The organism is Buchnera aphidicola (Aphis aurantii), assembly GCF_039388985.1.
GTDB classification, from domain to species: Bacteria; Pseudomonadota; Gammaproteobacteria; order Enterobacterales; family Enterobacteriaceae; genus Buchnera; species Buchnera aphidicola_BL.
In genome coordinates, this window is sequence record NZ_CP135021.1 from 475,347 (window position 1) to 492,192 (window position 16,846).

General features: G+C 22.0%; 10 protein-coding genes and 1 pseudogene. 10 read left to right on the forward strand and 1 reads right to left on the reverse strand.

Going from position 1 to position 16,846, the window contains the following annotated elements; all coding sequences use genetic code 11:
* The first annotated feature begins 14 nt into the window (after positions 1 to 14).
* The 4 genes and pseudogenes from leuS to tusA all read left to right on the forward strand — a co-directional run bounded on the left by leuS (position 15) and on the right by tusA (position 4,581).
* The gene (gene leuS / locus RJT32_RS02230) at positions 15 to 2,603 is read left to right on the forward strand and encodes a leucine--tRNA ligase (protein ID WP_343154118.1); all 2,589 of its coding nucleotides are present in this window, start codon (positions 15 to 17) and stop codon (positions 2,601 to 2,603) included.
* A gap of 26 nt (positions 2,604 to 2,629) precedes the next feature.
* Positions 2,630 to 3,631 (forward strand): DNA polymerase III subunit delta, encoded by a 1,002-nt coding sequence (gene holA, locus RJT32_RS02235; protein ID WP_343154119.1) that lies wholly within the window; start codon positions 2,630 to 2,632, stop codon positions 3,629 to 3,631.
* A 28-nt stretch (positions 3,632 to 3,659) separates the two neighbouring features.
* Positions 3,660 to 4,290 (forward strand): annotated as a pseudogene (gene nadD / locus RJT32_RS02240) (nicotinate-nucleotide adenylyltransferase).
* A 54-nt stretch (positions 4,291 to 4,344) separates the two neighbouring features.
* The gene (tusA, locus tag RJT32_RS02245) at positions 4,345 to 4,581 is read left to right on the forward strand and encodes a sulfurtransferase TusA (protein WP_343154120.1); all 237 of its coding nucleotides are present in this window, start codon (positions 4,345 to 4,347) and stop codon (positions 4,579 to 4,581) included.
* Positions 4,582 to 4,670: 89 nt separating this feature from the next.
* On the opposite strand, the gene asd is transcribed toward tusA, so the two are convergent.
* Complete coding sequence (gene asd / locus RJT32_RS02250; protein WP_343154121.1) at positions 4,671 to 5,783, reverse strand: aspartate-semialdehyde dehydrogenase; 1,113 nt, start codon at positions 5,781 to 5,783, stop codon at positions 4,671 to 4,673.
* A gap of 305 nt (positions 5,784 to 6,088) precedes the next feature.
* Between asd and RJT32_RS02255 the strand changes: the two genes are divergently transcribed.
* The 6 genes from RJT32_RS02255 to recB all read left to right on the forward strand — a co-directional run bounded on the left by RJT32_RS02255 (position 6,089) and on the right by recB (position 16,844).
* Positions 6,089 to 6,676 carry a YhgN family NAAT transporter gene (locus RJT32_RS02255; protein ID WP_343154122.1) on the forward strand — a complete coding sequence of 196 codons (588 nt, stop codon included), beginning with the start codon at positions 6,089 to 6,091 and terminating at the stop codon, positions 6,674 to 6,676.
* A gap of 146 nt (positions 6,677 to 6,822) precedes the next feature.
* A complete protein-coding gene (locus tag RJT32_RS02260; RefSeq protein ID WP_343154123.1) occupies positions 6,823 to 8,010 on the forward strand; it encodes a phosphoglycerate kinase in 1,188 nt (395 codons plus the stop codon).
* A gap of 33 nt (positions 8,011 to 8,043) precedes the next feature.
* Positions 8,044 to 9,132: a class II fructose-bisphosphate aldolase gene (fbaA, locus tag RJT32_RS02265; protein WP_343154124.1), complete on the forward strand. Its 1,089-nt coding sequence runs from the start codon at positions 8,044 to 8,046 to the stop codon at positions 9,130 to 9,132.
* A gap of 144 nt (positions 9,133 to 9,276) precedes the next feature.
* On the forward strand, positions 9,277 to 10,128 hold the full coding sequence (gene mscS / locus RJT32_RS02270; RefSeq protein WP_343154125.1) for a small-conductance mechanosensitive channel MscS: 852 nt from the start codon (positions 9,277 to 9,279) through the stop codon (positions 10,126 to 10,128).
* Positions 10,129 to 10,174: 46 nt separating this feature from the next.
* Entirely contained in the window at positions 10,175 to 13,390 is a 3,216-nt protein-coding gene (locus RJT32_RS02275) for an exodeoxyribonuclease V subunit gamma (RefSeq protein WP_343154126.1), read from the forward strand.
* On the forward strand, positions 13,374 to 16,844 hold the full coding sequence (gene recB, locus RJT32_RS02280) for an exodeoxyribonuclease V subunit beta (RefSeq protein ID WP_343154127.1): 3,471 nt from the start codon (positions 13,374 to 13,376) through the stop codon (positions 16,842 to 16,844). Before RJT32_RS02275 ends, recB begins: the two co-directional genes overlap by 17 nt.
* Positions 16,845 to 16,846: the final 2 nt, after the last annotated feature.

The following is a 16,846-nucleotide window of genomic DNA, read 5'->3' on the forward strand; positions in this document are numbered from 1 at the left end:
TTCAGAGAAAAATTATGGAACAAGAATATTGCCCAAAAAATATAGAAATATATGTACAAAAATATTGGGACAAAAATAAAACTTTTCATGTTTATGAAGATAATACAAAAGAAAAATACTATTGTCTCCCAATGCTTCCATATCCTTCTGGAAAATTACATATGGGTCATGTGAGAAATTATACTATTAGTGATGTAATTTCAAGATATCAAAGAATGTTAGGAAAAAATGTTTTACAGCCTATTGGCTGGGATGCTTTTGGTTTGCCCGCAGAAGAAGCTGCTATTAAAAATAATACGATTCCAGCATCTTGGACATATAAAAATATCAATTATATGAAAAAACAACTGAAATCATTAGGTTTTAGCTATGACTGGGATCGAGAAATCACTACATGTAAACCAGAATATTATAAATGGGAGCAATGGTTTTTTATTCAATTATATAAAAAAAAACTAGTGTATAAAAAAAATAGTTTTGTAAATTGGTGCCCTCACGATAAAACTGTATTAGCTAATGAACAAGTAATAAACGGTTGTTGCTGGCGATGTCAAAGCACTGTAAAAATAAAAAAAATACCACAATGGTTTATGAAAATTAGAAATTATGCAGAATCTTTATACAATGATTTAAATCAATTAAAAAACTGGCCAGAAAAAGTTAAAAACATGCAAAAAAATTGGATTGGAAGATCAGAAGGATTTGAAATTACCTTTAATGTTAAAAATAACAATAAAAAAATTAAAATATTTACTACGAGAATTGATACTATAATGGGCGTTACATATATTGCTATATCTCCATTTCATCAATTTTCTATATATCTATCTAAAAAAAATCAAAAATTAAAAAATTTTATCAAACAACAAAATAATGCAAATTTTTCTGTCAAAGACATCGAAAAAACAAAATTCAAAGGGATAAATACTCACATATTCGCGATTCATCCTATTACAAATAAAGAAATACCTATTTGGATAGCAAATTTTGTAATTAATGATTATGGTACTGGAGCCGTAATGTCTGTCCCTGGTCATAACCAAAATGATTGGAATTTTGCTATACAAAATAATTTAAAAATTAAATATGTAATTCAACAAAAAAATATAAAAGATGTTAATTCAATTGAAAAAAAATTTTTATCTAAAAAAGGAATATTAATTAATTCTAGCGAATTTAATAAGCTTGATTCTGAAGAAGCAACAAAAAAAATCAAAAAAAAATTATTAAAAGAAAAAAAAATAAAAATAAAAATTACATATAAACTACAAGACTGGTGTATATCTAGACAACGTTATTGGGGAGCTCCAATTCCAATGGCAAAAATGAAAAATGGAAAAATTGTTTCAGTACCAGAAATAGATTTGCCTGTATTGTTACCAGAAATAAAAAATCATTTTAATTCATTAAACAACTCTTTAGATCAAAAATCAAATTTCTATGTGACAAAAATTAACAATAAGACTGCTATTAGAGAAAAAGATACTTTTGATACATTTATGGAATCTTCTTGGTATTACGCAAGGTATACTTGTCCTAATTTTAAACAAGGTATAATTGATCCTATAGCATCTAAATATTGGTTACCTGTTGATCAATATATTGGAGGTATAGAACATGCTATTATGCATTTAATGTATTTTAGATTTTATCATAAATTACTACGTGATTTTAAATTGGTTAAATTTGATGAACCAGTGAATAATTTAATATGTCAAGGAATGGTTTTATCAGAAGCATTTTATCAAATTGGCAACAATAATGAGCGAAATTGGATTCATAAATCTAATGTACATATTGAAAAAAACATCAAAGGAGAGATTACTCAAGTCACAGATAAAAAAGGAAAAAACGTTATATATGCCGGAATGATTAAAATGTCTAAATCTAAAAATAATGGAGTTGAACCGGAATTAATGATTAATAATTATGGAGCTGATACAATTCGATTATTTATTATGTTTTCTGCGCCAATAGAATCATCATTAGAATGGAATGAATCTGGAGTTCAAGGAATTTTTCGGTTTTTAAAAAAATTATGGAAATTATCATTTAGTTATATAAAAATTAAACATATATATAAAAAAATAGATATTAACCATTTAAATATCAAGCAAAAAAAAATGTATCATTTATTACATAAAACTATTTTCCACGTTTCTGATGATATTAGTCATAGAAAATCATTTAACACTGCTATTGCTAGAATTATGGAATTAGTAAATGCATTAAGAAAGTTTAAATTAGAAAATGAAGAAGATAAATGTATTATGAAAGATACATTGGTTTCAATTATAAAAATGCTTTATCCATTTACACCTCATTTGTGTTTTATATTATGGAAATATTTAAATAACAATTGTTTTATAGATGATGAAAAGTGGCCTGTTTTTCAAAAAAAATTTTTATTAAAAACCAATGATATATTAGTTATTCAAATCAATGGAAAAAAAATATCTACTATAGAAATTCCAAACAATTTAACAAAAAAAGAAATTTTTTCTTATATTCAAAATGACTTATTTGTACAAAAAAAAATAAAAAATCGAAATATAAATAAAATAATTTATATTCCTAAAAAAATAATTAATTTTGTAATATAAAAAAATTAACATGGTATTTTATTTATATGAAATTTATACATACAGAAGAATTAAAAAAAAACATTAAAAATTTAAATGCTTTTTATATTCTTCTAGGAGAAGATTTAATTTTATTGAATATAAACACAAAAATAATATTAAATTTTGCTGCAAAAAAAAATTTTAAAGAACATTATATTATTAGCATAGAAAAAAACACAGATTGGACTAAAGTTATTAATTTTTATCATTCAAATAACTTATTTTTTGAAAAAAAAGTTTTAATTATAGACTTAATAATAAAAAATTTAAATCCTTTATTAGAACAAAATATAAATGAATTATTTTTTTTAAAAAATATAGATATATTAACCATATTCAAATTTAATCATCTATCTAAAAGATTTAAAAATTATTTATTAACCAAAAAAAAAATATTAAATGATTATATGAACATTATATGGTGCTTTACACCAAATGGTTTAAATTTTAAAAATTGGTTAAAATATGAAATAAAAGAAAAAAAAATACAAATAACTAATGATGCTTTTTTACTTTTATATAAATCTTATGAAGGAAATACATTATTTATATATAATATATTAAATATGATAAAAATCATATGGCCAAATAAAAATATTACATCAAGAAAAATAATAAATATTATTAATAAATTTTCTATTTTTACTCCTTTAGACTGGATTAATGCAATTTTTCAAAATAAAACAGAAAAAGCTTTGTATATATTAGATAATTTTCAAAAACAAAAATATAATTCTTTTATTTTGATACGTGCGTTACAAAAAGATTTATTAATATTAATTAATATTAAACGTGAAAAACAAATAAAAATGAGTGTATTTTTTAAACAAAATAATATTTTTTATGACAGAATTAAATTTTTTAATTTCGCTATTAAATCAATAAATTTTAATAATTTTTTCAAAGTAATTAGAATTTTATTACAGATAGAGATTAAAATTAAAGAAGAATATAATTATAATGTATGGGAAGCTTTAAAAACACTAACATTGTTGCTGTCTTCATAAAAACTACATAACTAAAATATAGACTAAAATGAAAGAAATATATGCAATTTTTGGCGGTAATTTTGATCCTATTCATTATGGACATCTTATTTCTGCAAAAAACTTGGCAAAAGAAATTTCAATAAAAAAAATAATATTATTACCTAATCATTATCCTCCTCATCGTAATAAAACTACAACATCTCTGAAAGATAAACTAAAGATGATTAAATACGCTACTAAAAATGATAATTTATTTGAAATAAGCTTATTGGAGACAACAAAAAAAAAAATTTTATACTATAGAAACATTAAAAAAAATAAGACTAAAAATTGGATTCTTGAAACCATTGTGTTTTATAATAGGAGAGGATAATTTAAATAATTTAAATCTTTGGAAAAATTGGAAAAAAATATTATTATATACTCATTTATTAATTATTCCAAGACAACATATCGACACAAATAATCATGAATTAAAAAAATGGATTATTTTACATACTACCAAAAATAAAAATTCTTTACATCAACAAGCATTTGGATTGATTTTTTTTTCATCTATACCTCCTATACAAATTTCATCCACTCAAATAAGAAAAAATTTTTCTAGTGGAAAAAGTGTGAATGGATTTTTACCCATATCAGTAGAAAAATACATTTTTTTAAAAAAATTATATTAAAAATTGATTTATCTTAAATAAATATCAAATATATTAAATTGATAAAATAAAAAAATGAATATTACATTAGATTTAGTAGGGCTTAGATGCCCGGAACCAATTATGATTATTCGGAAAACGATTAGAAAAATTAAACAATATGAAACTATATTAGTTTTATCAGATGATCCATCTACTAAAAGAGATATTCCGTATTTTTGTAATTTTATGAAACATCAACTTGTAGAGCACTTTACCCATGTAAAACCTTACCGTTACTTATTAAAAAAAGGAGTGTATTTAAACATATGAAAAAAAAATTAATTAATAAGTACACTTTAACAAAGTAATATACACACAATGTGTGTATATTAATTAAATTTTTATTTAATATTAAAACACTATATGTTAATTAATAAATTTAACATTCTTCTTAAAGGTTCGGCAGCCCCCCATAATAGTTGATCTCCTACAGTAAAAGCAGAAACATATCTATTCCCTATACTTAGTTGTCTTAATCTTCCTACTGGTATTTTTAACGTACCAGTAACAGCAGATGGAGTTAATTTAGATATTGTTTCATCAATAGTATTAGGAATAAAATTCACCCATTTGTTATGATTAGTAATAATTTCTTCTATATTTTTTAATGAAATATTTTTATTTAATTTAATTAAAAATGATTGACTATGACATCTTATTGAACTAATACGAACGCATGTACCATCTATTACAACTTTATTTTTGTAACCTAGTATTTTATTTGTTTCAAATTGTCCTTTCCATTCTTCTCTACTTTGACCATTACCCATGTTAATATCTATCCATGGTATTAAACTTCCAGCTAATGGAACAGGAAAATATTTTAATGGAAAATCATCATCTTGAATTTTTTTGGTTACTTTTTTTGTAATATTTAAAATTGAACATGATTGATTTGATAAATCTTCAGATACGATATTATATAACGCGCCCATTTGTTTTAACAATTCTATTACATATTGAGCACCAGCACCTGATGCTGCTTGATAAGTAGATACAGAAATCCAATCTATTAAATTACTTGAAAATAACCCACCTAAAGCCATTAACATCAAACTAACAGTGCAATTACTACCTACAAATGTCTTAATTCCATCGTTTAAAGATTTTTCAATATTTTTTAGATTAATTGGATCTAATACAATAATAGAATCATCTTTCATCCTCAAAGTAGAAGCAGCATCTATCCAATAACCTTTCCAATGATTTTCACGTAATTTAGAATAAATAGTATTAGTGTAAGATCCTCCTTGGCATGTTAAAATAATATCCATTTCTTTTAACAAATTAATATTATACGCATCTTTAAGTTTTTTAAATGGTACATTATTTATGATAGGACCATGTTTTCCAGATTGAGAAGTTGAAAAAAAATGAGGAATAATTTTTACAAAATCGTTTTCTTTATGCATCCGATCTAATAAAACTGAACCCACCATACCACGCCATCCAATAAATCCAACAGATTTCATCATGAATAAATATACGGAATTTTTATAAAAAAATTTTAATTTAAATAAAATGAAACAAAATTTTTTAGTAAAAATTTTCCGACCTCCGAAAATAAATATAATTATTGTATAATTTTATAAATAATAGTTATTTATGAAAATATTAAATTTTATTTAAATTTTTAATATACTATAAAATGATAAATTTATCTTAAAACAATATTGATATATTAAAATATTTATATAATTTAAAAAACTTCCATTATTTTTTTAAATATATTAAATAGTTACAACTTTACATTTTTACAAGGACATAATAAATTAAAATGACTGAAATAACCTCTACAACTATATTATTAATTTTAATCATGGATCCTTTAGGAAATCTTCCTGTTTTTATGACAATATTGAAAAATTTAAATGCAAAAAGACAAAGAATAGTAGTTATACGAGAAATGATTATAGCTTTAATTATTATGCTGCTATTTTTATTCGTTGGAGAAAAAATACTTAGTGTTTTAAGTCTAAAAACTGAGACGGTATCTATATCTGGTGGAATTATTTTATTTTTAATTGCTATTAAAATGATTTTTCCCACAGAAAATAGTAACGGAGTATCTTCTAATGAAGAACCTTTTTTAGTTCCATTAGCAATCCCATTAGTCGCAGGACCATCTTTATTAGCCACATTAATGTTATTATCTCATCAATATTTACATCATATGTCATATTTAGTAGGCTCTTTATTAATAGCATGGTGTTTCACTATCATAGTATTATTACTATCAGGGTTTTTCTTAAAATTATTTGGTTCTAAAGGTGTAAATGCTTTGGAACGATTAATGGGTTTAATATTAATTATGCTAGCTACTCAAATGTTTCTTGATGGAATTAGAGACTGGTTTCGAGCTTAAATAAATTTTTACTTTCATACGAAATCTTTCACTGAAAAGTAAATTATTATATATCTTTGAAAGCGCCTGTTATTATAAATAACTAATAACAGGTATAAATCATTTTATTGAATGTTTATAAAAAAAATAATATTTAAAGGTGTTTTATGAATATACGAAATTTGAATGAATTAAACATTCAAGGAAAAAGAGTCTTAATAAGATGTGATTTGAACGTCCCTATTAAAAATGGAATTATTCAATCTGATGCTAGAATATTAGCTTCACTTCCTACAATTGAATTTGCACTTCAAAAACAAGCAAAAGTTATTATTATGTCACATTTAGGAAGACCAAAAAATGAATGTTATGAAAAAAAATATTCATTATTTCCTATATTTGAATATTTAAAAAAAAAAATAAATTATACCAAAGTATATTTTTCTAATAACTATTTCAATGCTGATTCAATCAATCCTGGAGAACTCTTAGTTTTAGAAAATGTTCGTTTTAATTCAGGAGAATTAAAAAACGATGCTATTTTATCCCAAAAATATTCTAAATTATGTGATATTTTTGTTATGGATGCCTTTGGAAGTGCGCATCGAAAACAAGCATCAACATATGGAATTGGAAAATTCGTCAATATTGCATGTGCTGGTCCTCTTTTAAAATATGAAATTAACATGTTGAAAAACGTACTAAAAAATCCAAAACGTCCTATGATATCTATAGTAGGAGGGGCTAAAGTTTCCACTAAATTTAATGTATTGAATAAACTTTCTAAAATTTCAGATACTGTCATTGTTGGAGGTGGAATTGCAAATACTTTTTTAGCAATTGATTATGATATAGGAAAATCATTATATCAACCAGAATTTATATTAGAAGCTAAAAAATTACGTGATAAATATAATAATATTGTAATACCGATTGATTCTCGTATAGGAAAAAATTTTTCTGATACCGAACAATCTATTATTAGATTACCATCAAAAATTCAAAAAAATGAAGAAATTATGGATTTTGGAGATGAAACTATAAAAAAAATTGTTAAAATTATTAAAAAAGCCAAAACAATTATTTGGAATGGACCTGTAGGAGTATTTGAATTTCCTAATTTTAGAAAAGGCACAGAACAAATAGCTAAAGCCATAGCAAAAAACTCCGGATTTTCCATAGCAGGAGGCGGTGATACGTTATCGGTTATTGATATGTTTTCCATAAAAAATGAAATTTCATATATTTCAACAGGAGGAGGTGCATTTTTGGAATTTATTGAAGGTAAAAAATTACCTGCAATTGATATGTTAGAAAAAAATTTTTCTCAACAAATATTAAAAAATATTTTTTAATTTTAAAAAACTTAAATTTAAATAGGTAAAAATTTGAAGAATTTAAACTCTATTCAGCCTGGTGTTGTTACCGGTGATGAATGTCGAATGATATTCGAATCAGCCAAAAAAAAACAATGCGCAATACCGGCAGTAAATTGTATAGGAAATGATTCAATTAATGCTGTATTAAAAACAGCTTCTAAAATAAAATCTCCCGTTATTATCCAATTTTCGTATGGGGGGGCTGCTTTTATTGCAGGATTTAAAGAAACATTTAACAAAGATCACGAACAAGCAATCCAAGGTGCTATATCAGGAGCTCAACATGTACATTTAATTGCTCAAAATTATAATGTTCCAGTTATACTGCATACTGACCACTGTCACAAAGAAATATTACCTTGGATCGATGGTCTAATTGAAGCAGGAGAAAAACATTATAATATACATCAAAAACCTCTTTTTACATCTCATATGATTGATTTATCTAAAGAATCATTAGAAGAAAATATTCTAATTTGTACTGAATATTTTAAAAAAATAAAAAAAATCAATATGATGTTAGAAATTGAGTTAGGATGTACAGGTGGCGAAGAAGATGGTATAGATAATAGTACTATTGAAAAAAAACTACTTTATACACAACCTCAAGATGTAAACTACGCATATGAAAAGCTAATTCAAATTGGTAAAAATTTTACTATAGCTGCTGCATTTGGAAACGTTCATGGAGTTTATCAAACTGGAAATATTCATTTAAAACCTATGATTTTAAAAAAATCTCAAAAATATATTAGCATGAAACATAACCTCGAAAAATTACCATTAAATTTTGTATTCCACGGTGGATCAGGATCAAATTTAAAAGAAATTAAAGAATCTATCAAATATGGCGTAGTAAAAATGAATATTGATACTGATATACAGTGGGCTGCGTGGAAAGGTGTTTTAGATTTTTATAAAAAAAATAAATATTTTTTACAAAGTCAACTAGGTAATAAAACTGGAAAAAATCAACCAAATAAAAAATATTATGATCCAAGATCATGGATAAGAAAATCACAAGAATCAATGTCTACAAGATTAGAACAAACATTTCATGAGCTGAATACTCTAAGTATTTTACAACAAAATAAATAATCTATTTTAAATGCGGGGAATAAATAAAAATATTCTCCGAAAAACTATCAAAAATCATTAATATAATACGTTTGAAAAAAATAAATTATATAATTCGAATAGTTTAAATAAAACAATAATTTTTAAAACTAATAAGAGATAAAAATGAGCGAACTTAATGTAGTAAATGATATTAATCATGCGGGCAATTGGTTAATACGAAATCAAGAATTATTATTAGGATATATAATTAATTTAATGTCATCTATTGTAATTTTAATCGCTGGCATGTTTGTATCAAAAATAATATCTAACGGAGTAAATCAAATATTAATTACTAGACATATCGACGCAACTATTGCTGGTTTTCTTTCTACATTAATGAGATATATTATTATTACTTTTACATTAATTGCAGCATTAGGAAGAATCGGAGTTCAAACAAATTCTGTTATTGCTATTTTAGGTGCTGCGGGAATGGCTATTGGATTAGCTCTTCAAGGTTCTCTATCTAATTTTGCAGCAGGTGTGTTATTAGTTACATTGAGACCATTAAAAACAGGAGAATATGTAAATTTAGGTAATGTAGCAGGAACAGTTTTAAATATTCATATTTTTTATACAACTTTGCGTACTTTAGATGGTAAAATTGTAGTTGTTCCTAATAATAAAATTATTTCTGGAAATATTATTAATTATTCAAGAGAACCTGCCCGAAGAAATGAATTTTCTATTAGTGTTTCATATGATACAGATATTGACTTAGTAATAAAAGTATTGCGAAAAGTGATAGAAAAAGAAGATAGAGTTATAAAAAATCGAGACATTGTAATTGGTTTAAGTGAACTAGCACCATCTTCTTTAAATTTTATTGTTCGATGTTGGAGTAATACAGATGAATTAAATTCAGTATATTGGGATCTAATGGCTGCATTTAAAAAAGCATTGGATCAAAATAATATTAATATTCCTTTTCCACAAATAGATGTTCATCTTTATAATAAGAATAAATATTAAATTCTAGATTTGATATTTGAAATTTATTTTAAATTAAAAGGTTCTTATGTTTTTTTTATATGAATTTAATCAATTAAATATACTTTTTTTAAAAGTATGTGAAATTATTAAAAAAAAACCACTTCCTTATATTTTCGAAAAAGAAATTATTATTCATGATAATAAAGTACTATTACAGTACCTAAATATATTTACAGCAAACTATACAGGTATTTCGTCGGATTTTAAACTAATTCACCCAAATATTTATATTTTTGAAATATTTAAAAAAATAATACCTAAAAATTCAATTAAAAATATTTTACAACAAACAACTAATATTTGGAAAATCATGAAAATTATTGAAGAAAAAAATTTTTTTGAAAATATCAATACAAATGATAATAAAACAAAAAAATTTGAATTTTCGTTATTCATGGAAAATTTATTTCAACAATATATATTATATAGACCAAAATGGATTGAAGAATGGAAACAATCAACAAAAAAAATATCAAAAATTTACTTAGAAAAATCATGGCAAATCAAATTATGGAATGCCATTATAGATGACAATAAAAATTTGAATCAAAACATAAATAATTTTGCAAATTTATTTGATAAATTTAATAATTTAATAAAAAAAAAAAACATAGCACTTCCAAAACGAATTTTTATTATCTGGTCAATTGCTATAAATCCGTCATATATAGAAATATTTCAAAAAATAAGTACATATACTAATGTATATTTTTTATATTTAACTGCCTATAAAAATAGCATTATTTATCATGAAAATTGTTTATATAATACATTATCTAATGTACCAATTAAAAATAATTCTCCTTATAGATTAGAAGAATTATGGGGAAAATATGAACATGTTTATCTACTTTTTATAAAAAATTTTAAAAATTCTAAAATTAAAAAATATTTTAATACATATCATAAAAATGACTTGTTAAATAATATTAAAAATAATATTTTAAATTTCAAAAAAAACAAACAATTACTAAAAAAAACTTTCAATCCAAAAGATAATTCAATTTCTATAAATATTTGTTATAGCGAACAACATGAAATTGAAGTGTTATATAAAATATTAATAGAAATTCTTAATAATGATAAAGATATAGAATTTCATGATATTGTTGTTACTTCATTCAAATTAAATAATTATATAACATATATTAATTCTATATTTAAATTAAAAAATCAAGAAAAAATATCTTTTTATATTTCTCAAAATAACTGTAAAAAAACACAACAAATATTTTATACTTTTAATAAAATATTAGAATTATCTGATATTCGATTTAATAATGAAGAAGTTTTAGAATTACTTGATTTGCCAATGATATCAAAAAATTTTAATATTTCAGAAGAAGAAATAAAAATTTTATATAATTGGATTGAATCTACAAATATTAGATGGGGGATAAATGAAAAACATAAAGATAATTTAAATTTTTTAAAAATTAATCAAAATACTTGGTTTTATGGAATTGAAAAATTATTACTAAGTTATGCAATAAATGAAAAAAATAAAATTTGGAATAATATTTTATCATGTATTTCTATTGATTTATCTAAGTCAGAATTAATAGGAAAATTATCATATTTAATTAATATACTAAATAAATGGCGTGTAATTTTATCCAGAAAAAAACAAATAAAATGCTGGCATTCATTATTTAAGTCTTTTTCAAAGGATTTTTTGAATAATCAATCCGAGTTGAAATACATTTTAACAATGATGAATCAAAATTGGGAAAAAATGATTGATGATATTATATTATCTAATTATCAAAAAAAAATATCTATTAAGATTTTACAAAAAAATTTTTTATACATGACAAAAAAAATAAATACTCAAAAATTTAAATTAGGAGCTATAAATTTCTGCCATCCCTCTTTAGTATGTTATATACCATTTAAAATGGTATTTGTGATAGGATTAGACTCTAAGGGAATAATGAAAAAAAGTAATACCGATCATTTAAATCTTTTAAAAGATTATCCTTTAATAACTGACATTAATATTGATGATATAACATTTCATATATTCCTGAAAAACTTAATTGCTGCTCAAAAGTATTTTTATATGAGTTATATTGGATACTCATCAAAAAATGAAAATAAAATAAATCCATGTATATTAATTGAACAACTAATTCATTATATAGCATTACACTTTTATATTAAAAAAGATGAAAAGTTAAAAATAGAAGATAATATAAAAAAAATATCACATTATCTTGTAAAAACACACAAAAAAGAACATATTTATAACAAAATACATACAAAAATAATAAAACATAAAAATAAAAATAATATTAAAAATATTCATCAAATATTTTTTAAAAATATACTTAATATAGAGAATTCTAAAAAACAAAATTTTTTAATTAATTTAAAAGATTTAATATGTTTTTGGAAACATCCAATACGATATTTTTTTAACTTTACATTAAATACAAATTTTGCAATACAAAAAAAACTACTAACTACTGAACCTTTTATTATTAATCAATTAGAAAATTTTAAAATAAGTAATTTTTTATTAGAAAGCATGATAAATAATAAAGATTTACAAAATATATTAGAACAAATAAAATTATCTGGAATATTACCATATAAAAATTTCGGAGAAATAGCTTTAAGAAATAAATATAAAGAAATAGAACAAACAGCGCAAATAATTCATCAATATAGATTACTTCCTCAAGAAAAAGCATTTAATCTTAAAATAGAAAAATATTGTATCGAAGGAACTTTAAAAGAAATACAAAAAACCGGCTTACTCAGATGGAAAGTTAATTCAATTAATTATTCTGATCGAATATCATTATGGTTAGAACATTTAATTTACTGTATTTTAGGAGGTATTGGTGAAAGTAAAATTATAGGACATAAAAAACAAATATTTTCATTTCATTCTTTATCATATGATCAATCATATAATTATTTATTAGATTATATTGAGGGATATATAAAAGGAATTAATAATCCTTTGTTGTTAACCAAGTCAGGTTCTGCTTGGTTTGATCAAGTCTATGATATTAAAAATCATTGTATTTATAAAAATCCAGAAATTAAAAGAAAAGCATATAAAACATTATATGATACATGGACAGGAAACTCCTATAAAAAAGGAGAAAAAGAAGATATTTACATTCAAAAAATAACTTCTATACTAGATGTAAAAAAAATTTGTCATATTTCTAAAAAATGGTTAACTCCAATATTACAACATAAAAAAATTAATGAAAAAAAAACTTAATATATTTGATATATCTTTAAATGGTATAAATTTAATTGAAGCTTCTGCTGGAACTGGAAAAACTACTTCAATTGTACTCATGTATTTACGTTTATTACTTGGAATCAGAAATAAAAAAAATACTAGACCATTATTAATACAAGAAATATTAATAGTCACTTTTACTAATTTTGCTAAAAATGAAATATGTAAAAGAATTAAGCAAAATATTGAACAATTATACCTATATTTTATTACTAAAAATACTAATAATTTTATTTTAATACCATTTTTAAAAAAAATTAAAAATTTAGAAGAATCTATATATTTTTTAGAGCGAGCAAAAAAAAATATAAATCATATGGCTGTTTATACAATACATGAATTTAGCAAAAATACTTTAAAAGTAAATTTTCTTAAAATTAATGAAAAAATAATTGACAACGAAAATCTACTATTCTTACAAGCCGTAGAAGATTTTTGGAGATCGTATTTTTATAAAGTCCCAAAAGATATAATCAATATAATTTTAAAAGATTATAAAAATCCAGAATCTTTAGCATCTGATTTAAAACCAATATTTAATTTTAGTAAAGTATATTTTAAAAAAAAGTTTACTAAAAATCAAAATATTATAAACTGTCATGAAGAAAATATTAAAATAATAAATCATTTTAAACAAAAATGGTTAAAATATCATCTAATTATGTCAAGTATTATGATGACACTAAAACTTAATAAAAAAATATATAATGAACATAATATATCTAGATGGATCCAAAATATTACAAAATGGGCTCAATCTAAAACTATAGATTATCATATCCCAATTATCTTAAAATATTTTTTACATAAAAAGATTATACAAAATAAAAAAAATGATCAACCTCTATTTCATACATTTTTTGAAGATATTGAAGAAATAATAAAACAAAAGTTTTCTTTAAAAAATATTATCTTATTTGAAGCTATAAAAACAGTAGTTAAATTTTTAAAAAAAGAAAAACAAAAAAGATCTTTATTAGGATTTAATGATTTATTAAGTATTCTTTTAAAATATATCAAAAAAGATAAAAAATTAAGAAAATCTATAATTAAAAAATATCCGATAACATTCATTGATGAATTTCAAGATACTGATTTTCAACAATATCAAATTTTTGATATTTTATATAATACCAGCAAAAAAAATACTGCACTATTTTTAGTAGGAGATCCAAAACAATCAATATATAGTTTTAGAGGTGCAGATATTTTTTCTTATTTATATGCTAAATCTAAGATTAAAAAATATTATTATCTTGATATTAACTGGAGATCTTCAATAGATATGTGTCAAGCTGTAAATGATCTATTTTTTAGAAATAAAAATCCATTTTTTTTAAAAGATATTTCATTTTCAAAGGTTTCTTCTGCATTACAAAATAAAAATATACAATTCAAAATACGAGGAAAAATTCAAAAACCTATAAGTTTTTTCTTTAAAAAAGAAGAAAAAATACATATCAAGGATTACCAAGAATGGATTTCAAAACAGTGTGCGAATGAAATCTGTTATTGGTTACTTTGCGCTAAAAAAAATGAAGCTATATTAATTAATCAAAATCAAGAAAAAATTTTAAAAGAAAGCGATATTGTTATATTAGTAAGAAATAAAAACGAAGCAAAAATTATTCAAAACTCATTAGATAAAGTTAATATTAAATCTATTTATTCATCTTCTAATAAAAATATATTTCAAACTAATGATGCTTATGAACTTCTTATAATACTTCAAACAATTCTACAACCAACTAATATTACATTATTAAAACAATCTATATTTACGCATATATTTTATAAAATTTTATTAGAAGGAAATAAACAAAAAAAAATAGAAAAATCATATTTTATAACAAAAAAATTATATAAATATCGTGAAATGTGGAAAAATATAGGAATTTTTTATACTGTTAAAGCTATAATCATAGATTATCAAAAATATTCTAACAATACAAACAAATATGAATATTATCAAAAAAATATAAACTTTTTGCATATAGCAGAATTGCTAGAAAAACAATCAGAATATTTTTCTCAAGATTCTTCTTTAATCAGATGGTTTCAAAAAAAAATATTAGATAAAAAAAATATATTAGAGAATGAACATGTTAGATATTTTAAACAATCTAAAACGATAAAAATTATCACTATACATAAAGCTAAAGGATTAGAATATCCTATAGTTTGGATCCCATTTGCTGGAACTTATCAAAAATCAAAATCATATTTATATCACGATCAAAAAAAATTAAAAATATTTTTCGATTTAGATCAAAGTCAAGAAACTGAAAAAATATCAGACGAAGAACGATTATCAGAAGATCTACGTTTTTTATATGTTGCCATTACAAGAAGTATTTATCATTGTAGTTTTGGAATGGGAGATATTATCAATAAAAAAAATCAAAAAAAAAATAATAACCATAAAAGCGCTTTAGGATATATTATACAACGCGGAAATTATATGAATTATACTAATTTGATAAGTGAAATAAACTTATTACATAAAAAATCATATATGACAATTAAATATGATACGATTAATGTTCAGTTTTCTTATTCTAGAGAAGATATATATTTATTATCACCTCCTATATCTTTAATAAAAAAAACAAAAAATTGTTTTCAAATAACAAGTTTTACAAAATTTAAAAAAGAAAATTCGTCTATTAATACCAATTACAATAATTGTGATATAAATTATAGTTTTAATTCCAAAAAAATAACATTAGCAAATTTTCCAAGAGGAAAAAATATCGGAATTTTTATACATTATATATTAAATAAAATTGATTTTTCAAAAAAATTAAATATTGATTTTTTTTTAAAAGTTTTAAAAAAATATGAATTTTCAGAAAAATGGGCTCCAATATTAATGTCTTGGATAGATAGTATTATAAATATAAGATTTAAGAATATAAATTTTAGTTTATCTATGTTAAAAAAAAATCAATATGTAAAAGAAATGAAATTTTTTTTACCTATACAAAAAACATTAAATAGTACAAATTTTAATAATATTATTCAATCTTTTGATCCAATTTCTTCGCTAACTTCTAAAATATCTTTTAATTCAACAAAGGGAATTTTAAAAGGATCTATTGATTTAGTTTTTTTTTGGGAAAAAAAGTATTATATAATAGATTATAAATCTAATTATTTAGGTGATAATAACAATTCTTATTCTTTTGAAAAAATAAAAAATGAAATAATTAAAAATAGATATGATATACAATATCAAATATATACAATTGCATTACATCAATATTTAAAGAAAAAAATAAAAAAATATACATATAAAAATCATTTTGGTGGAATATTTTATATGTTTTTAAGGGGGATAGAAAAAGAAAAAAATAATAGTATTTTTTATATTGTTCCGGAGTATTCCTTAGTGGAAAAATTAGTTAATTTACTTTTATTGAAAAATTAAAT

Bases quoted from the DNA above. Each gene is read 5' to 3' on its own strand.
- leuS (WP_343154118.1), top strand. From the start codon at position 15: ATGGAACAAGAATATTGCCCAAAAAATATAGAAATATATGTACAAAAA.
- holA (WP_343154119.1), top strand. From the start codon at position 2,630: ATGAAATTTATACATACAGAAGAATTAAAAAAAAACATTAAAAATTTA.
- tusA (WP_343154120.1), top strand. From the start codon at position 4,345: ATGAATATTACATTAGATTTAGTAGGGCTTAGATGCCCGGAACCAATT.
- asd (WP_343154121.1), bottom strand. From the start codon at position 5,783: ATGAAATCTGTTGGATTTATTGGATGGCGTGGTATGGTGGGTTCAGTT.
- RJT32_RS02255 (WP_343154122.1), top strand. From the start codon at position 6,089: ATGACTGAAATAACCTCTACAACTATATTATTAATTTTAATCATGGAT.
- RJT32_RS02260 (WP_343154123.1), top strand. From the start codon at position 6,823: ATGAATATACGAAATTTGAATGAATTAAACATTCAAGGAAAAAGAGTC.
- mscS (WP_343154125.1), top strand. From the start codon at position 9,277: ATGAGCGAACTTAATGTAGTAAATGATATTAATCATGCGGGCAATTGG.
- RJT32_RS02275 (WP_343154126.1), top strand. From the start codon at position 10,175: ATGTTTTTTTTATATGAATTTAATCAATTAAATATACTTTTTTTAAAA.
- recB (WP_343154127.1), top strand. From the start codon at position 13,374: ATGAAAAAAAAACTTAATATATTTGATATATCTTTAAATGGTATAAAT.